Annotated in this window: 15 protein-coding genes and 1 riboswitch; of the genes, 8 read left to right on the top strand and 7 right to left on the bottom strand. The window is 63.7% G+C overall.

Features of this window, described 5'->3' with window-relative positions; translation table 11 throughout:
* Positions 1-57: 57 nt before the first annotated feature.
* The 3 genes from PSEST_RS01580 to PSEST_RS01570 all read left to right on the top strand — a co-directional run bounded on the left by PSEST_RS01580 (position 58) and on the right by PSEST_RS01570 (position 3,588).
* Positions 58-1,389: a ferric reductase-like transmembrane domain-containing protein gene (locus PSEST_RS01580; RefSeq protein WP_015275325.1), complete on the top strand. Its 1,332-nt coding sequence runs from the start codon at positions 58-60 to the stop codon at positions 1,387-1,389.
* Positions 1,390-1,482: 93 nt separating this feature from the next.
* Positions 1,483-3,147: an NAD-dependent DNA ligase LigB gene (gene ligB / locus PSEST_RS01575; RefSeq protein WP_015275324.1), complete on the top strand. Its 1,665-nt coding sequence runs from the start codon at positions 1,483-1,485 to the stop codon at positions 3,145-3,147.
* Between the two features lie 60 nt (positions 3,148-3,207).
* Positions 3,208-3,588, top strand: a complete 381-nt coding sequence (locus PSEST_RS01570) for a DUF1090 domain-containing protein (protein WP_015275323.1) — start codon at positions 3,208-3,210, stop codon at positions 3,586-3,588.
* A 9-nt stretch (positions 3,589-3,597) separates the two neighbouring features.
* Here PSEST_RS01570 and PSEST_RS01565 read toward each other — a convergent pair whose 3' ends face one another.
* Together PSEST_RS01565 and PSEST_RS01560 are read right to left on the bottom strand one after the other, a co-directional pair.
* Complete coding sequence (locus PSEST_RS01565; RefSeq protein WP_015275322.1) at positions 3,598-4,044, bottom strand: c-type cytochrome; 447 nt, start codon at positions 4,042-4,044, stop codon at positions 3,598-3,600.
* A gap of 107 nt (positions 4,045-4,151) precedes the next feature.
* Positions 4,152-4,589, bottom strand: coding sequence for a hypothetical protein (locus PSEST_RS01560; protein ID WP_015275321.1), 438 nt, complete (start codon positions 4,587-4,589; stop codon positions 4,152-4,154).
* Between the two features lie 165 nt (positions 4,590-4,754).
* Positions 4,755-4,853, top strand: a riboswitch (S-adenosyl-L-homocysteine riboswitch).
* A gap of 24 nt (positions 4,854-4,877) precedes the next feature.
* Between PSEST_RS01560 and ahcY the strand changes: the two genes are divergently transcribed.
* The 3 genes from ahcY to PSEST_RS01545 all read left to right on the top strand — a co-directional run bounded on the left by ahcY (position 4,878) and on the right by PSEST_RS01545 (position 9,354).
* Positions 4,878-6,284, top strand: coding sequence for an adenosylhomocysteinase (gene ahcY / locus PSEST_RS01555; RefSeq protein ID WP_015275320.1), 1,407 nt, complete (start codon positions 4,878-4,880; stop codon positions 6,282-6,284).
* Positions 6,285-6,448: 164 nt separating this feature from the next.
* Complete coding sequence (gene metF, locus PSEST_RS01550; protein ID WP_041756405.1) at positions 6,449-7,300, top strand: methylenetetrahydrofolate reductase [NAD(P)H]; 852 nt, start codon at positions 6,449-6,451, stop codon at positions 7,298-7,300.
* Positions 7,301-7,536: 236 nt separating this feature from the next.
* The gene (locus PSEST_RS01545) at positions 7,537-9,354 is read left to right on the top strand and encodes a DEAD/DEAH box helicase (protein ID WP_015275318.1); all 1,818 of its coding nucleotides are present in this window, start codon (positions 7,537-7,539) and stop codon (positions 9,352-9,354) included.
* A 93-nt stretch (positions 9,355-9,447) separates the two neighbouring features.
* Here the strand turns inward: PSEST_RS01545 and PSEST_RS01540 are convergent, their stop codons facing one another.
* From PSEST_RS01540 to PSEST_RS01520, 5 genes are all read right to left on the bottom strand, one after another.
* The gene (locus PSEST_RS01540) at positions 9,448-10,872 is read right to left on the bottom strand and encodes an AdeC/AdeK/OprM family multidrug efflux complex outer membrane factor (protein ID WP_015275317.1); all 1,425 of its coding nucleotides are present in this window, start codon (positions 10,870-10,872) and stop codon (positions 9,448-9,450) included.
* A complete protein-coding gene (locus PSEST_RS01535) occupies positions 10,869-14,006 on the bottom strand; it encodes an efflux RND transporter permease subunit (protein WP_015275316.1) in 3,138 nt (1,045 codons plus the stop codon). Before PSEST_RS01535 ends, PSEST_RS01540 begins: the two co-directional genes overlap by 4 nt.
* Before the next feature lie 14 nt (positions 14,007-14,020).
* Entirely contained in the window at positions 14,021-15,163 is a 1,143-nt protein-coding gene (locus PSEST_RS01530) for an efflux RND transporter periplasmic adaptor subunit (RefSeq protein ID WP_015275315.1), read from the bottom strand.
* Between the two features lie 262 nt (positions 15,164-15,425).
* A complete protein-coding gene (locus PSEST_RS01525; RefSeq protein ID WP_015275314.1) occupies positions 15,426-16,001 on the bottom strand; it encodes a YceI family protein in 576 nt (191 codons plus the stop codon).
* Positions 16,002-16,026: 25 nt separating this feature from the next.
* Positions 16,027-16,581: a cytochrome b gene (locus tag PSEST_RS01520; RefSeq protein ID WP_015275313.1), complete on the bottom strand. Its 555-nt coding sequence runs from the start codon at positions 16,579-16,581 to the stop codon at positions 16,027-16,029.
* A gap of 161 nt (positions 16,582-16,742) precedes the next feature.
* Between PSEST_RS01520 and PSEST_RS01515 the strand changes: the two genes are divergently transcribed.
* Entirely contained in the window at positions 16,743-18,146 is a 1,404-nt protein-coding gene (locus PSEST_RS01515; RefSeq protein ID WP_015275312.1) for an adenosylmethionine--8-amino-7-oxononanoate transaminase, read from the top strand.
* Positions 18,147-18,236: 90 nt separating this feature from the next.
* Positions 18,237-18,953 carry a 16S rRNA (uracil(1498)-N(3))-methyltransferase gene (locus PSEST_RS01510; RefSeq protein ID WP_015275311.1) on the top strand — a complete coding sequence of 239 codons (717 nt, stop codon included), beginning with the start codon at positions 18,237-18,239 and terminating at the stop codon, positions 18,951-18,953.
* The last annotated feature ends 11 nt before the right edge of the window (positions 18,954-18,964 follow it).

Raw genomic sequence — 18,964 nt, 5'->3', positions numbered from 1 at the left:
ACACATACATGCTTGGAAGCGCTGGCAAGTGGACGCCAGCAAGGAGGCTATCCCGAGATGAGACAGATAAAACTCACCTACGTCGCGCTGTTCGTCGGACTGACGCTGCTCTGGCTGCTGGTCGACAGCTTCGTCATGGCGCGTTACCAGATCTGGCCGCTGCGCAAGGTGATGGTGCACTACAGCGGGGTGCTTGGCATCGCCGCGATGAGCGTGGCGGTGATACTGGCGGCAAGGCCGCGACGTTTCGAACGCTTCTTCGACGGCCTGGACAAGACCTATCGGCTGCACAAGTGGCTGGGCATCAGCGCCCTGGTCATCGCCATCTTCCACTGGGGCTGGGGGCAGATACCGAAATGGCTGGTCGGCTTCGGCTGGCTGGAAAAGCCGGCGCGACGGGCGGGCGAGGGCCAGATGCATGAAGGCATCTTCGCGCTGCTGCAGCGCTTCCGCGGCCTCGCCGAGACCATCGGCGAGTGGGCTTTCTACGCCGCAGTGATCCTGATCGTGCTGGCGCTGGTCAAGCGCTTCCCCTACCGCTGGTTTTTCAAGACCCACCGCTGGCTGGCGCTGGTCTATCTGGCGCTGGTGGCGCACGCGGTGGTACTTACCCCACCCGACTACTGGACATCGCCGCTGGGCCTGGCACTCGCCGTGCTGCTGGTGTCGGGCTCGGTGGCCGCCTGCATCTCGCTGCTGCGCCGTATCGGCCGCAAGCATCAGGTGGTCGGTCGTATCGAAAGTCTGACCCATCACCGCGACAACCGCGTGCTGCGCGTCGATATCAAGCTCGACGGCCCCTGGCCGGGCCACAAGGCCGGGCAGTTCGCCTTCGTCACCTTCGACGACAAGGAAGGGCCGCATCCCTTCAGCCTGTCCTCGGCCTGGTGCAACGACGGCAAACTGGCCTTCTCCATCAAGGGTCTCGGTGACTACACCCGCACCCTGCCGGATACCCTGAAGGTGGGCGACGCGGTGAAGGTCGAAGGGCCTTATGGCTGTTTCGATTTCCACAGCCGCAAGCCGCGACAGATCTGGGTCGCCGGCGGCATCGGCATCGCGCCGTTCATTGGCCGCTTACAGGCGCTCGCCGAGAGCGGCAAGGGCAACAATGTCGATCTGTTCTACTGCACCAGCGCGCCGGACCAGGGCTTTATCGAGCGCATCCGCCAACTGGCCGAGCGCGCCCGGGTGCGCCTGCACGTACTGGTGGCCAGCGAAGGCGGACGCCTCACGCCAGAGCGCCTTCGCCAGCTGGCACCGCAGTGGCAGGACAGCGACGTCTGGTTCTGCGGCCCGGCCGGCTTCGGTCAGGATCTGAGCAAGGACCTGCAACGCCACGGTCTGCCACCGAGGGATTTCCACCAGGAACTGTTCAATATGCGCTAACGCACGGTCGCGCCGCATCGAGCTGGCGACAATGAGTCACTGGCCTTCAATGATCGGAGGCCAGCCCACCTCATCAGAGCAAGGATGCTCGCCATGCAACGTCTGATCGCGCTATCGCTGTGCCTCTTCTCGTCCGTTTGCCTCGCCAGCTGTCCGACCTGGAACGCTGCGCGAGCGCAACAGGAAATCATCAGTCTCCAACTGCAGCTGCAGCACTGGGACGATGCCTATCACCGCCGCGGCCTGGCGCTGGTGGATGACGAAATCTACGACCAGAGCCGTGCGCGCCTGCACGACTGGCAGCGTTGTTTCCCGAGCACCCTCGCGGCTCCGGAGCCATTGGCCGGCGCCGGCGGTCCGGTACCGCATCCGGTGATGCAGACCGGGCTGGTCAAGCTCGCCGACGAGCAGGCGGTCGCGGACTGGATCGCGCGTCGCGAAGATCTTTGGATTCAACCGAAGGTGGACGGCGTGGCGGTCACCCTGGTCTATCGCGACGGCCTGCTGCAACAGGCTATCAGCCGTGGCGACGGCCGCAGCGGCCAGGACTGGACGGCCAATGCCCGGCGACTGCCGGCGATTCCATCCCTGCTACCGGAGCCAAGCGAGGTGATCCTCCAGGGCGAACTCTACTGGCGCCTGGAGCAGCATGTGCAGGCCACCCTTGGCGGTGCCGGCGCGCGCGCAAAGGTCGCCGGCGCAATGGCCGGCAGGCCGCTGACCGCCGAAGCCGCCCAGCAGATCGGCCTGTTCGTCTGGGACTGGCCAAACGGCCCGGAAGCGATGACCGTGCGTCTCGAACGGCTGGCGGCGATGGGCTTCACCCACAGCCAGCGTTTCAGCCTGCCGCTCGCGGGTCTCGAACAAGCGCGGCATTGGCGCGTACAGTGGTATCGGCAGCCCCTGCCGTTCGCCAGCGATGGCGTGGTGTTGCGCCAGGGCCGGCGACCGCCGGCAGAACGCTGGCAGGCCGAGCCGCACTGGGCCGCCGCCTGGAAGTATCCCCTGCGTACAGCGGTGACCGAGGTTCGCGCCGTGGACTTTCGTATCGGTCGTACCGGTCGAATCACGCCGCTGCTGCGGCTAACTCCGGTAAGCCTGGATGACCGGCAGATCCGTACGCTCAGCCTCGGCTCGCTAGAGCGCTGGCGAACCCTGGATGTGCGCCCCGGCGATCAGGTCGCGGTTGCACTCGCCGGACATAGCATCCCGCAATTGGATTCGGTGATCTGGCGCAGCGCCGAACGCGCAGCGGTGGAGGCGCCAGACCCGTCGCAGTTTCACGCGCACAGCTGCTGGCAGCCGAGGCCGGGCTGTGAGCAGCAATTTATCGCCCGTCTGGTCTGGCTGAGCGGCAAGCAGGGTCTTCATCTTCCCGGAACAGGCGCCGGTAGCTGGCAAGCGCTGCTGGACGCCGGCTTGCTGCCCGACCTGCTTGCCTGGCTGGAGCTGGATGCCGCAGCGCTGCAACAGGCGCCAGGCATCGGCAAAGTGCGCGCAGCCAAGCTCGCCGCGAGCTTCGCCCTGGCGCGCCAACGGCCGCTGACGCAATGGCTGAAGGCACTCGGCCTGCCTGGCGGCATTTCGCTCGCTCCGGAAACCAGCTGGGATGTTCTGGCCGCGCGTACCGTGTCGCAATGGCAGGGCGAACCGGGTATCGGACCGGCTCGCGCAGACCAGCTGCATGCCTTCTTCCGCACAGCGGAGCTGCAAGCACTGCGGCACCGACTGCGAGCAGTCGGTATTTCCGGCTTCTGAAGGGACTTTCACCGAATGACGCGGTCGATAAGAGCTGGATAACAATTATGGAGGCGAGGCATGTCTTTGCGACATTGGCCGATTGCCCTGCTGATCGGCTGCACTGCCATCAGCCCGCTGCTCGCCGCAGCCCAACAAACCAACACCCAGTGCCACGAGCAACGCCAATCCCTGCGCGAGCAGCTGCAGCAGGCTCGCCTGCAGGGCGACAAGCTGCGCCAGACGCAACTCAGCACCGAATTGCAGACCTTGACCGAACAATGCCAGGGCCTGGTCGCGCTGCATCCGCGTCAGGTCGAATACGAGCACATCAATCGTCAGGTAGAGCGCCGCGAGACGCTGCTGCGCGAAGCGCTGGGCACTGGCGACGCGCAGCTGATCGAGCTGCGCCGCAATCAGCTGGCCAAGTCCCGGGAAAAGCTCGAAACGCTGCGCCGCTAGAACCCCGCTTCAATAAGCGCGGAATTCCTTGTGACAGGTTTCGCAGGCATCCTCGACCCGCTGAAAGGGGGCCGCCACGCTTTGCGCACTGACAGGTTCCGAGCTGACCACGCTGGCCAGCTCTGCCGTGGTCGCCTCCAGCGCCCGTGCCAGCTCGTTGAAGCGCTCCTGTCGCTGCCAGACATCATCCCGCGCGTCGCTCTGCTTTTCCTTGACCTCGGGATAATGCTGCCAGGGCTGGCGCGAAAGCTCGTCGAGTTTCACCGCGCCCGTGCTGAACCCCTCAGCGTCAAACGGAATGCGGCCACGCAACATGCCGCCGAGATCTTCCTTGGTATCAAGCATCGCCTGGTAGATCGCCTTGCGCTTGCCCAGAGGCGAGTCAGGATCGACCCGGTCGCAGCCTGTCAGTACGAGGGCGGCAATCAGGGGCAGGCTCAGCAGACTCAACTTCATGGTTCAACCACTCATGGATGCAAAGCGCAGGATTATCCCCGCCCATGCACCGCTGAACAAATCAGTCGGACATTGACTTCGTCAGCAAAGATTGCCCGAGCGACCCGCTAGCGCGACCAGCTGCCGCCTGCACTCTCGCAATCGATCTTGGCCTGCGCCCGATCGCTGGCGTGGTAGTGGTAAGTGACGATCGTCGCGTCGTCATTTACCTGGGTCGGGAAGGTGCCATTCTTTGCCTGGGACCCGGTGGCGCGCTCGTTGGCCAGCGTCTCCGGAGTCATTCGCGCGGTGCAGATGCCAAAGTGGCCATCCGGGCAACTGTCGCGGATCTCGCGGCGGGAATTCTTCACCGCCTCGTTGTCCTGACAGACCCAGTCGATGGCGTCGTCGTTATCCATACCGTGAAACTCGAAACACTGCTCGGTCACCACTGGTGCCGGGACTGCACCGGACGTTTCGCTGTGTACGTAGCAGGACTGGGCAGCAGCCGGAAGGCTGAACGCGCCGAGAAGCAATACGGGCGCAAGACGAAGCATGGGGTTCATGGCGGTCTCCTGAAACGGTTTCGCCCGGCAAGGGTCACCGAACCTGAAATTACGACCCCGCGTCCAACCACCTAGTTCGCGTCGCGCCGGGCTTGGGATTGCCGAGCGGCGCAGCTATAATCGCCGGGTTTTCCCGATCGACTCCGCTTCGATCGTGCCCGCCACCTGTCCGAGGGGCGCTGCAGCAGGCTGCTCTGTCACAGAGGACGCCTGTCAGGCTCGGATGGGGCGTTTCCTAGAACGCATCAACGGCGCCCATTCGCATCTATACGAATGGAGAACTCTTCGATGAGTGCTGTCATGACGCCTGCCGGTTTCACCGACTTCAAGGTCGCCGACATTTCCCTGGCCGCCTGGGGCCGCCGCGAGATCATCATCGCCGAATCCGAGATGCCTGCGCTGATGGGCCTGCGTAGCAAGTACGCCGCAGAGCAACCGCTCAAGGGCGCGAAAATCCTCGGCTGCATCCACATGACCATCCAGACCGCCGTGCTGATCGAGACGCTGATCGCCCTCGGCGCCGAAGTGCGCTGGTCTTCCTGCAACATCTTCTCCACCCAGGACCAGGCCGCTGCTGCCATCGCCGCCGCCGGCATCCCGGTGTTCGCCTGGAAGGGCGAGACCGAGGAAGAATACGAGTGGTGCATCGAGCAGACCATCCTCAAGGACGGCCAGCCGTGGGACGCCAACATGGTGCTGGACGACGGCGGTGACCTGACCCAGATCCTGCATGACAAGTATCCGCAGGTGCTCGAGCGCGTCCACGGCGTGACCGAGGAAACCACCACCGGCGTGCACCGCCTGCTTGACATGCTCAAGGGCGGCACCCTGAAGATTCCGGCGATCAACGTCAACGACTCGGTCACCAAGAGCAAGAACGACAACAAGTACGGTTGCCGTCACAGCCTGAACGATGCCATCAAGCGCGCCACCGACCACCTGCTGTCGGGCAAGCAGGCGCTGGTCGTCGGCTACGGCGACGTCGGCAAGGGTTCGGCACAGTCGCTGCGCCAGGAAGGCATGATCGTCAAGGTCTCGGAAGTCGACCCGATCTGCGCCATGCAGGCCTGCATGGACGGTTTCGAGCTGGTCTCCCCCTACAAGGACGGCATCAACGACGGCACCGAAGCCAGCGTCGACGCGGCCCTGCTGGGCAAGATCGACCTGATCGTCACTACCACCGGTAACGTCAACGTGTGCGACGCCGGCATGCTCAAGGCGCTGAAGAAGCGCGCCGTGGTGTGCAACATCGGCCACTTCGACAACGAGATCGACACCGCCTTCATGCGCGCCAACTGGGGCTGGGAAGAGGTCAAGCCGCAGGTGCACAAGATCCACCGCACCGGCAAGACCGTCGACCCGACCAACGACGACTACCTGATCCTGCTGGCCGAAGGCCGCCTGGTGAACCTGGGCAACGCCACCGGCCATCCGAGCCGGATCATGGACGGCTCCTTCGCCAACCAGGTGCTGGCGCAGATCCACCTGTACAACGAGAAGTTCGCCGACCTGCCGGTCGCCGAGAAGAGCAAGAACGTCACCGTCATGGTGCTGCCGAAGAAGCTCGACGAGGAAGTGGCGCTGGAAATGGTCAAGGGCTTCGGTGGCGTGGTCACCCAGCTGACCGCCAAGCAGGCGGAGTACATCGGCGTGACCGTCGAAGGCCCGTTCAAGCCGGACAGCTACCGTTACTGATGCGCGGAGTGGCAATCGCTAGCAGCGCATTGCCACCCGACCCTGCCGATTAAGCGCAGGAGGCCAAGCCGAAGCGGGACGCAAGCATGTTAGCGTCCCGCTCCGACCTCCAGCGTTTAGAGGACGTCCTGGGCGCGCCGCGCCCGACAACCCTGGATTCGCCCATGAGCACATCCCCACGCCCCTCCATCAGCTTCGAGTTCTTCCCGACCAAGACCGATGCCGGGCATGAAAAACTGCTGAACGTGGCCCGCCAGCTGGCCGGCTATCAACCCGATTTCTTCTCCTGCACCTACGGTGCCGGTGGCTCGACCCGTGACCGCACGCTGAACACCGTGCTGCAGCTCGACGGCGAGGTAAAGGTGCCGACCGCGCCGCACCTGTCCTGCGTCGGCGACACCAAGGCTGAATTGCGCGAACTGCTGAACATCTACAAGGATGCCGGCATCCAGCGCATCGTTGCCCTACGCGGCGACCTGCCCTCCGGCATGGGCATGGCCAGCGGCGAGCTGCGCTACGCCAACGAGCTGGTGGAGTTCATCCGCAGCGAGACCGGCGACCACTTCCACATCGAAGTTGCCGCCTACCCGGAAATGCACCCGCAGGCGCGCAATTTCGAAGACGACCTCGCCAATTTCGTGCGCAAGGCCAAGGCTGGCGCGAACAGTGCGATCACCCAGTACTTCTTCAACGCCGACTGCTACTTCTACTTCGTCGAGCGCGTGCGCAAGCTCGGTGTGGACACACCGATCGTGCCGGGCATCATGCCGATCACCAATTACAGCAAGCTGGCCCGCTTCTCCGATGCCTGTGGCGCGGAGATCCCACGCTGGGTGCGCAAGCAGCTCGAAGCCTATGGCGACGACATGCAGAGCATCCAGGCCTTCGGCGAGCAGGTGATCACCGAAATGTGCCAGAAGCTGCTGGCCGGCGACGCGCCCGGCCTGCACTTCTACACGCTGAACCAGGCCGAGCCGAGCCTGGCGATCTGGAACAACCTCGGGCTGTCACGCTGAGCCTCCCGCCAGCTCCGTAGAAATACGGAGCTGGCTAATGAACCCGTGACCTGCGACACTGTCAGAGCAATGCGGCGTTAACAGGCTCTGTTATACTCCGCGCTTCCGCCAGGCTTACGCCCGGATGCCGCTCTTATATTTATCTGCGGCAGGACCGGACGGGATCGCACGCCAGTCGCGATTCGAGCCAGGCATGATCATCCCAGGGCCTCGCCCCTAACAAGACAGGATTACTCATGTCCTTTGCTTCCCTCGGTCTCTCCGAGGCTTTGGCCGGTGCCGTCGAGGCTGCCGGTTACACCCAGCCTACCCCCGTGCAACAGCGGGCCATTCCCGCCGTGTTGCAAGGCCGCGACCTGATGGTTGCCGCCCAGACCGGAACCGGTAAGACAGGCGGTTTCGCCCTGCCGGTCCTCGAACTCCTGTTTCCGGGTGGCCACCCGGACCGTGAACACCGCTACGGCCCGAAACAGCCGCGCGTGCTGGTGCTGACACCGACCCGCGAGCTCGCCGCCCAGGTTCACGAAAGCTTCAAGGTCTATGCCCGTGACCTGCCCCTGAAGAGCACCTGCATCTTTGGTGGCGTCGGCATGAACCCGCAGATCCAGGCGGTAGCCAAGGGTCTCGACGTGCTGGTCGCCTGCCCCGGCCGCCTGCTCGACCTGGCCAACCAGAAAGCCATCGACCTCTCCCATGTGGAAATCCTCGTCCTCGACGAAGCCGACCGCATGCTCGACATGGGTTTCATCCATGACGTCAAGAAGGTCCTGGCCAAGCTGCCGGCCAAGCGCCAGAACTTGCTGTTCTCGGCAACCTTCTCCAAGGACATCACCGATCTCGCCGGCAAGCTGCTGCACAACCCCGAGCGCATCGAGGTTACGCCGCCGAACACCACCGTCGAGCGTATCGAGCAGCGCATGTTCCGCGTAGCCGCCAGCCACAAGCGCGCCCTGCTCGCTCACCTGATCACCCAGGGTGCCTGGGAACAGGTACTGGTTTTCACCCGTACCAAGCACGGCGCCAACCGCCTGGCCGAGTATCTGGAAAAGCACGGCCTGCCGGCTGCCGCGATCCATGGCAACAAGAGCCAGAATGCACGGACCAAGGCCCTGGCCGACTTCAAGGCCAACCAGGTGCGCATCCTGGTCGCCACCGATATCGCCGCCCGCGGTCTGGATATCGATCAGCTGCCGCACGTGGTCAACTTCGAGCTGCCCAACGTCGAAGAAGACTATGTGCACCGCATCGGTCGTACCGGCCGTGCCGGGCGCAGCGGTGAAGCCATTTCGCTGGTCGCGCCAGACGAGGAAAAGTTGCTCAAGGGCATCGAGCGCATGACCAAGCAGCGCATTCCCGAAGGCGATCTGATGGGCTTCGATGCCAGTGCCATCGAGGCGGAAAAGCCGGAGGTGCGCGAACCGCGCCAGCCGCGTCCGCAGCGCGGCGAAGGCAAGGCACGCGGCGAGCGTAACAAGCCTGCCGAAAAAGGTGCCGAGCAGAAGGAGCGTAATCGTCGTAGCCAGAGCAAGTCCCGCAAGCCTGCGCGCGATAGCGCCAGCGGCGAAGCGCAGGTCGTCGCGCGTCCGCCGCAGCTGCCGCCGGATCGCGCTCCGGACGAGTTCCGCGATGATGAGCTGGACAACTTCGGCAATCGCGTCGATTACGTCAGCCCGTACCAGAACAAGCAGAACCGCGGCCGCCGTCCCGGCGCCCCGGCTCAGCCTGGTAGCGCGCCACGCGCAGCCGGAGCCGCGCGTACTGGTGCCGCCGGTGCCGGCGCGCCTGCTGCCAAGGGCAAACGCCCAGGCCAGGCCCAGGGCGCACGCAGTGGTCAGCCACGCAACGGCCAGCCACGGCGCAAGAACGAAAGCCGTCGTATCGACGAGCCTGTCGTTTCGCGACAGGAGGCCGCCAAGCCTCGCGAAAAGCAGCCGGTGATCATTCACAAGGAGTCGAAGATCGATCGTCTGCCCAGCCTGGATCAGCTCGAGCAGCTACCAACGCGTCCACGGGGCGAGAAGCCGGCCCTGCTGACGCGTAACCGCGAAGCCTGAGCCACAGATGAAAACGCCGCCCATTGGGCGGCGTTTTCGTTTCTGCATACCGGCAGCGCCGCGGTGATCAGACGAACACCGCGGCGACTCAGGTCAACCGCCGGACGGCTGCGTCTGACCAGCCTCCTGCCAGCCACCACCAAGCGCCTTGAACAGATTGACCTCGCTGGTCATCTGCGCCAGGCGGTCGCCAATCAGTTGCTGCTGCACGTTGAACAGCTGACGCTGTGCATCGAGCACAGTCAGGTAGCTATCCACCCCAGTGCGATAGCGGCGCTCGGCAAGGTTGTAGTAGTCCTCGCTGGTCTGCAGCAGATCACGCTGCGCCTGCACCTGGCGCGTGTAGGTAGCCTGGGCGGCCAGCCCGTCGGCCACTTCGCGGAAGGCCGTCTGGATGGCTTTCTCATACTGCGCGACCTGGATGTTCTTGCTGATCTGCGCGTAATCCAGGTTCGCCCGCAGCTGGCCGGCGTTGAAGATCGGCACGCTGATGCTCGGCGAGAAACTCCAGTAACCGGAGCCGCCGTCGAACAACCCGGACAACTCGCTGCTGGCGGTACCCGCCGCACCGGTCAGGCTGATACGCGGAAAAAACGCCGCGCGCGCCGCACCGATGCTGGCGTTGACCGCCCGCAGCTGGTACTCCGCCTGCAGGATGTCCGGCCGCTGCTGCAGTAGATCCGAAGGCAGACCGATCGGCAGTGCCGCGAGCTGGGTCCGCTCCAAACCATCGCCAGACGGCAACCCGGCCGGCAGGCTCTGACCCAGCAGCAGTGTCAGCGCGTTGCGGTCCTGCGCCACCAGGCGCGTGTACTGCTCGATGCTCACCCGCGCACTGTCGACGGCACTGCGCGCCTGGCGCAGCTCCAGTGCCGAGGCGACGCCGACATCGAAACTGCGCTGCGTCAGACCCAGGCTTTCCTCGTAGGTCTTGAGCGTGTCCCGCGTGACCTGCAGCAGCGCCTGATCGGCCTGCAGTGTCAGCCAGGCATTGGCAACACTGGCGATCAGGCTGATCTGGGTGCTGCGCTGCGCAGCCTCGCTGGCAAAGTACTCTTCCAGCGCCTGGTCGCGGAGACTGCGCAGGCGACCGAACAGATCGAGTTCCCAGGACACGCCGAACGTTGCGCTGTACTGACTGCTGATGGCCGGCTCGCCGGTCATGTTCATGTCTCCCGGCGTACGGCTGCGCGTGCCCGAGCCATCGGCACTCACTGCCGGCAGCACATCGGCACGCTGTACGCGATACAGCGCGCGGTACGCATCGACATTCAGCGCCGCAACGCGCAGGTCGCGGTTGTTTTCCAGCGCGACTTCGATCAATTGCTGCAACGCCGGATCGCGGAAGAACTCGCGCCAGCCAAGCGCCCGCTCGGAGGCCTGCGCCGCGCCCTGCGGGTAGGCCTCGCCCTGCGGCCAATCGCCGGCCACCGGGGCGTCGGGACGCTGATACTCCGGTATCAGCGAGCAGCCACCCAGGGCCGCCGCTAGGGCGAGGGCCAATAGAGACTTGTTCACAGCGACTCCTCCTTCGCGGCCTGGTTGGCGGGCTTCGTGCGATCGAAGAACGTACAGATCATCACGTAGAACAGCGGAATCCAGAAGATTGCCAACACCGCAGCGGTCAACATGCCGCCGATCACACCAGTACCGATGGCATGCTTGCTGCCCGCACCGGCGCCAGACGCAACGGCCAGCGGCACCACGCCGAGGATGAACGCCAGCGAGGTCATGATGATCGGCCGCAGACGCATGCGACAAGCCTGCAGCGCCGCATCGGCGTAGCTCATGCCCTGTTCGTGCAGTGCCTTGGCGAACTCGACGATAAGGATCGCGTTACGTGCCGACAGACCGATGGTGGTGACCAGGCCAACCTGGAAGAACACCTCATTGGACAGTCCGCGCAGCATGGTGAACGCCAGCGCACCAACGATACCCAGCGGCACGACGAGCATGACTGAGAACGGAATCGACCAGCTCTCGTACAGCGCCGCCAGGCAGAGGAACACCACCAACAGCGACAAGGCGTAGAGCGCCAGCGTCTGCGAGCCCGCCAGCCGTTCCTCGTAGGACTGGCCAGTCCAGGAATAACCCACGCCTGGCGGCAGCTGGGCGACGATGCGTTCCACCTCGGCCATGGCATCACCGGAGCTGTAGCCAGGCGCCGGTTCACCGAGCATCTCGATCGCGCTGACGCCGTTGTAGCGGGACAGCTTCGGCGAACCGTAAGTCCATTCGCCGCTGGCGAAGGCGCTGAACGGCACCATCTCGCCGGCATCGTTGCGCACATACCACTTCGCCAGGTCTTCGGGGTTCATGCGGGCATCGGCGACGCCCTGCAGATAGACCTTCTTGACCCGACCACGATCAATGAAGTCATTGACGTAGCGCCCACCCCAGGCAATCGACAGCGTGCTGTTGATTTCCGCCAGCGAAATGCCGAGTACCCGCGCCTTTTCATCGTCGATAAGCACCTGATACTGCGGTTCGTCGCGCAAGGTGTTCGGCCGCACACGGGTCAGCACCGGACTCTGGCTGGCCAGCTGCATGAACTTGTCACGCGCTTGCTGCAGCACCTGCTGGCCAACGCCAGCGCGGTCCTGCAGGAAGAAATTGAAGCCTGTGGCATTACCCAACTCCATCACCGCTGGCGGCGCGAAGGCGAATACCTGAGCGTCGCGGAAGCTGGCGAAATGCTGTTGCGCACGCTGGGCGAGGGCGAAGACGCTGTCTTCCTTGTTGGTCCGTTCGCTCCAGGGCTTTAGACCGATAAAGGCGATACCCGAGCTCTGACCGCGGCCGGCGAAGCTGAAGCCGGTCACGGTGAACACGGAACGGACGATGTCGCCCTCTTCTTCCAGCAGATAGCTGCGCATTGCATCGATGCTCTGCTGGGTGCGCTCGGCGGTCGACCCCGAAGGCGTCATCACCTGGGCAAACAGCACGCCCTGATCTTCCTCCGGCAGGAACGCCGAGGGGATGCGGGTGAAGAGCACCACCATGACGCCAACGATCAGCACATAGAGCAACAGGAACGGTGCCTTGCGCTTGAGCACGGCTTTCACACCGCGCTCATAGCCATTGACGCTGCGCTCGAAGGTGCGGTTGAACCAGCCGAAGAAGCCACGCTTTTCGTGATGGTCGTCCTTGTCGATGGGTTTGAGCAGTGTCGCGCACAGTGCCGGGGTGAAGATCAGTGCCATCAGCACCGAGAGCACCATCGCCGAGACGATGGTGATCGAGAACTGCCGGTAGATGACCCCTGTCGAGCCACCGAAGAAGGCCATCGGCAGCAGTACCGCAGACAACACCACACCAATGCCGATCAGCGCACCCTGGATCTGCCCCATGGACTTGCGCGTCGCTTCCAGTGGCGAGAGCCCTTCCTCGCGCATCACCCGCTCGACGTTCTCCACCACCACGATGGCATCGTCCACCAGCAGGCCGATGGCCAGAATCATGGCGAACATGGTCAGGGTATTGATGCTGAAGCCGAACACCGCCAGGACGCCGAAGGTACCCAGCAGCACCACCGGCACCGCCAGCGTCGGAACCAAGGTCGCGCGGAAGTTCTGCAGGAACAGGTACATCACCAGGAACACCAGCACGAACGCCTCGAGTAGCGTGTGCATCACCCCAGTGATGGACGCAGAGATGACCGGCGTGGTGTCGTATGGATAGACCACTTCGACACCCGGCGGGAAGAACGGCTTGAGCTCTTCGATGGTCTTGCGTACACCTTCGACGGTATCCAGCGCGTTGGCACCGGTGGCCAGCTTCAGCGCCAGACCGGCGGCCGGCTTGCCGTTGAAATGGGCACTGACGGCATAGGTTTCGCCGCCCAGCTCGACCCTGGCGACGTCGCCCAGGCGCACCTGGGAGCCATCGCTGTTGACCTTGAGCAGAATGTTGCGGAACTGCTCCGGCGTCTGCAGACGAGTCTTGCCGATCACGGTCGCGTTGAGCTGCTGCCCGGGCAGTGCCGGCAGTCCGCCAAGCTGACCGGAGGAAATCTGCACGTTCTGCGCCTGAATCGCCGTGCTTACATCCACCGGCGTCATGCTGAAACTGTTCAGCTTGGCCGGATCGAGCCAGATGCGCATCGCGTACTGGGCACCGAACACCTGGAAGTCACCGACGCCCTTGGTGCGGGAGATCGGGTCCTGCATATTGGCGACGATGTAGTTGGCCAGGTCACGCTGGTCCAGGCTGCCGTCCGTGGACACCAGGCCGATGACGATGAGGAAGTTGCGCACGGCCTTGGTGACACGGATGCCCTGTTGCTGAACCTCTTGCGGCAGCAGCGGCGTTGCCAGCTGCAGCTTGTTCTGCACCTGGACCTGGGCGATATCCGGGTTGGTGCCCTGGTCGAAGGTCACGGTAATCGTCATGCTGCCGTCGGAGTTGCTCTCCGAGGAGATGTAGCGCAGCCCGTCGATGCCGTTGAGCTGCTGCTCGATGACCTGCACCACGGTGTCCTGCACCGTCTGCGCCGAAGCGCCCGGATAGCTCACCGAAATGCCAACGGCAGGTGCGGCAATGCTCGGGTACTGGTTGACCGGCAACTTGAGAATGGACAGGCCGCCGGCGAGCATGATCACCAGGGCAATCACCCAGGCGAAGATCGGCCGGTCGATAAAGAATCTGGACATGGACTAGAAACCCCTCAGCCTTCTTGGCCTTGGGGCTGTGCTGGCACCCCACCGCGATTATCGACATTGGTCGCCGGGACCGCTTCGACCTCCACTCCCGGCTGGATGAACTGCAGGCCTTCGGTGATCACGCGATCACCCGGCTGCAGGCCTTCGCCGACCAACCAGCGATTGCCCACGGCACGTTCGGTCTTGATCGGCCGCACCTCAACCTTGCTCTCGGCATTGACCACCATCGCGGTCGGATCGCCCTTGGTGTTGCGCGTCACACCCTGCTGGGGCACCAGGATCGCCTCGCTCTTCATCCCCGCCACCAGTTGCGCATGCACGAACATACCCGGCAGCAGATCCTTGTCCGGATTCGGGAACACAGCGCGCAGGGTCACCGATCCGGTGCCGGCATCCACCGTCACCTCACTGAACTCGAGCTTGCCTTCATGGGCGTAGTCGCTGCCATCCTCAAGCTTGAGGGTGACCTTTGCCGCGTTGTCGCCGGACTTCTGCAGACGCCCTTCGGCCAGGTCACGGCGCAAGGCGAGCAGATCACGGGCCGGCTGAGTCACGTCGACATAGATCGGGTCGAGCTGCTGGATCGTCGCCAGTTCCTGCGCTTGGCCATTGCTCACCAGCGCACCTTCGGTGACGGCAGAACGGCCAACGCGCCCGGAGATCGGCGCCAGCACCTTGGTGTACCGCACGTCGATCCGCGCTCGCTCCAGCTCCGCCTCGGCTTGCAGACTGGCGGCCCGCGCCTCGTCATAAGCCTGTTTGCTGACGGCCTGGTCCTTGACCAGCTCGGCATAGCGGTCGGCCAGCGACTTGCTGGACGCGACGCTCGCCTGGGCGCTCTTCAGCGTCGCCTCGTAGACCGACGCATCGATCTGATACAGCTGCTGCCCGGCCTTGACGTCGCTGCCTTCGGTGAACAGGCGCTTCTGGATGATGCCGTTGACCTGCGGCCGCACCTCGGCGATGCGGTAGGCACGGGTACGTCCGGGCAGCTCGGTGGTCACCGCGAACGGCTCTGCCTGCAGGGTCACGATACCCACCTTGGGCTTCTGCTGGGCCGGAGGGGCGGCTTCTTCCTGACAGCCGGCCAGGAAAACAGCCATGGCGAGAATGGACATCAGGGCAGCATTGGCTGACTTGATTGGCATGGATAGACCTCTTGAAAACCTGGCAGGCGGGATTGAGCAACAGTGCGCCGCGGACACGGAGTGCGGGATGAGCCGAAATATACTTACATCCATGACTGTCTGTAAACCGGCAAACGCTTATCGCTCCCATATAAAATGTTGCGAAACATGCACCGCAGACCTCTGCATAGACGCTCAACCGCTGCGCGGAACTTCCCACATTCGCCCCCTGCAACGCAGAACGCCGGCTAACTGCCGGCGTTCCTGATCCGCTAGGACCTTCTTACTTACGCACACCTTCGACCGAGATGATCAGCTCGACCGTCTGCGAGGCCGGGCCCAGATCCATCTTGATGTCGAAGTCCTTGAGCGTCAGCGTGGTGCTGCCCTCGAAGCCGGCGCGATAGCCACCCCACGGGTCCTTGCCCTCACCAATGAACTTGGCGGCAATCACCACCGGCTTGGTCACACCATTGAGGGTAAGGTTGCCGGCGATATCGGCTGTGCCGTCGCCGGTAGGCTTCACCGAGGTCGACTCGAAGGTTGCCGTCGGGTGCTTGGCGACATTGAGGAAGTCGTCGCTGCGCAGGTGCTTGTCACGCTCGGCATGGTTGGTGTCGACGCTGGCAGTCTTCAGCGTGACATTGACCTTGCTCTCTTCCGGCTTGGCCGCATCGAAGCTGAACGCGCCGTCGAAGTCCTTGAAGGTGCCCCACAGCCAGCTGTAGCCAAGGTGGCTGATCTTGAAGTTGACGAAGGCGTGCTGGCCTTCCTTGTCGATGGCGTAATCGGCAGCGAAGACCTGGCCGCCTGCCAGGGCAGAGCCGAGAACCAGTGCCGCGAGCGTTTTCTTGAGCATCGATGAGTCTCCTATCGGATGGTGATTAACCGGGATTACGACCGAGCATGCGCTTGAGCGTCGCGTCGCGGTCGATGAAGTGATGTTTGAGTGCGGCCAGCGCATGTACGACGGCGAAGATCACCAATGCCCAGGCGGCGTACTCGTGGACCAGTCCGGCACTGTCGGCCTGGTTGGGAATGGATGTGATCAACGCGGGCACGTCGAACAGGCCGAACACGCTGATCGCTCGGCCATCGGCGGTGGATATCAGGTAGCCCGACATCATCACCAGGAACAGCCCCAGATACAGCACGCTGTGGCCCAACTTCGCCGCCATTTGCGTCAGCCGCCCCTGGCTGGCGAGCGGCGCCGGCGCAGGACTGATAAAACGCCAGAGCACCCGCAACAGCATGATCAGGAACAACACCAGGCCGATGCTCTTGTGCAGATCCGGCGCGGTGCGATACCAGCTGCTGTAGTAGGTCAGCCCCACCATCCAGTAGCCCAGACCGAACAGACCGAACACGGCCGCGGCGACCAGCCAGTGCAGCGCGATACTGGTCAGCCCGTAGTTGGTGGAGGAGTTACGCCAGCGCATTGATTCATCCTTTGAATTTCAGGCCTAGAAGCCTAGCCGGTTACCTATCGGAATAGAGCGCATTTTTTCGCTCTGAAGCATCGAGTAAATCGATAAAAGACGCATCAAGTCTTGCCCGGACGCTTCTGCTAGGCTTCGCGACTCATTGCGGAGGAGTAACGATGAGCCTGAACGACAGCTGGATGCAACGCGACCTCGCCGTGCTCTGGCACCCCTGCACCCAGATGAAAGATCACGAACAGCTGCCGCTGATTCCAATCCGCCGCGGCGACGGCGTATGGCTGGAGGACTTCGACGGCAAGCGCTACCTCGACGCCGTCAGTTCCTGGTGGGTCAATGTATTCGGCCACGCCAACCCGCGTATCAATCAGCGCATCAAGGATCAGGTAGATCAGCTCGAGCATGTGATGCTCGCCGGCTTCAGCCATCAGCCTGTAGTCGAACTGTCGGAACGACTCGTTGCACTGACACCAGCCGGGCTGGATCGCGTCTTCTATACCGACAATGGCTCGACCGGCATCGAAGTAGCGCTGAAGATGAGCTTTCACTATTGGCGCAACAGCGGTCGCGGGCAGAAGCAGCGCTTCGTCACCCTGACCAACAGCTACCACGGCGAAACTGTCGCGGCGATGTCGGTAGGCGATGTCGCGCTCTTCACCGACACCTACAAGCCGCTGCTGCTGGACACCTTCAAGGTACCGAGCCCGGACTGCTACCTGCGGCCCGACGGCGTGAGCTGGGAAGAACACTCGCGACAGATGTTCGCGCATATGGAGCAGACGCTGGCCGAGCATCACCAGGACATCGCCGCAGTCATCGTCGAGCCACTGATCCAGGGCGCCGGCGGCATGCGCATGTATCACCCGGTCTACCTCAAGCTGCTGCGTGAAGCCTGCGACCGCTACGAGGTGCATCTCATCCACGACGAGATCGCCGTTGGTTTCGGCCGCACCGGCACCATGTTCGCCTGCGAGCAGGCCGGCATCACGCCCGACTTCCTCTGTCTGTCCAAAGCCCTCACAGGCGGCTACCTGCCCATGGCCGCGGTGCTGACTACGGACAGGATCTATCAGGCGTTCTACGACGACTATTCGACGCTGCGGGCCTTCCTCCACTCGCACACCTACACCGGCAACCCGCTGGCGTGCGCCGCAGCGCTGGCAACGCTGGATATCTTTGCCGAGGACAATGTCATCGAGGCGAACAAGCCGTTAGCCGCGCGCATGGCCAGCGCCACCGCACACCTGGTCGACCACCCGCATGTGGCAGAGGTCCGTCAGACCGGCATGGCGCTGGCCATCGAAATGGTTCAGGACAAGGCCAGCCGCACCGCGTATCCCTGGCAGGAGCGGCGCGGCCTGAAGGTCTACCAGCACGCCCTGGAACGCGGCGCGTTGTTGCGGCCGCTCGGCAGCGTGGTGTATTTCCTGCCGCCGTATTGCATCACCGAGGAGCAGATCGACTTTCTCGCCGCTGTCGCCACCGAAGGCATCGACATCGCTACACGAGAAACTTCGGTATCCGTAGCAAGTGGCAGCTACCCAGGGTTCCGCGATCCGGGCTGATGCTGACAAGGTATCCAAGCGAGGTAGCCTGCGAGCCGGGCTGCCGATGCTTTAGACTGTCGCCTCCGACTTCCCGCCTGTAGCTGCCCTATGCGCCTATCCCGCTTCTTCATCGACGCTCCGCTTTCTCTCGGCCAGCATCCGCTGCCTGAAGCATCGGCCCACTACATCGGTCGGGTGCTGCGCCTTACCGCCGGCAGCGCAGTGCAACTGTTCGACGGCAGCGGCGACGAGTTTCGCGGCGAACTGCTGGAGGTCGGCAAGAAGACGGTCACCGTCGAACTGCACGAGCACCTGAAAGGTATGCCGGAGTCGGCGCTACAGATTCATCTGGGCCAGGGACTGTCGCGCGGCGAGCGGATGGATTGGGCAATCCAGAAAGCCACCGAGCTGGGCGTCGCGCAGATCACTCCGATCATCAGCGAGCGCTGCGAAGTGCGCCTCAACGACGAGCGTGCCGACAAGCGCCTGGCGCACTGGCGGCAGATCGCGATCAGCGCCTGCGAGCAATGTGGCCGGTCGGTTCTGCCGATCATTCACGCGCCCGTCAGCCTTCGCGACTGGCTGGCTGTCGAAGCAGAGCTGAAGTTGGTGCTTCACCCGATAGCCGAGCCGCTGGCGAGCCATGCGAAGCCGCGGACGCTGGCGTTTCTGATCGGTCCGGAAGGCGGCTTGAGCGAAAACGAAGTCGAGCAGGCCGCCGTGCAGGGGTTCCTGCCCGCCAGGCTCGGCCCGCGGGTGCTGCGCACCGAGACCGCACCGGTAGTGGCCTTGAGCGTGGCGCAGCAGTTGTGGGGGGATTTCTAGCGGGGCGCTGG

Origin of the sequence: Stutzerimonas stutzeri RCH2, from assembly GCF_000327065.1 — a bacterium.
Classification (GTDB): domain Bacteria; phylum Pseudomonadota; class Gammaproteobacteria; order Pseudomonadales; family Pseudomonadaceae; genus Stutzerimonas; species Stutzerimonas stutzeri_AE.
This window is presented reverse-complemented; position numbering and strand designations above follow the sequence as displayed.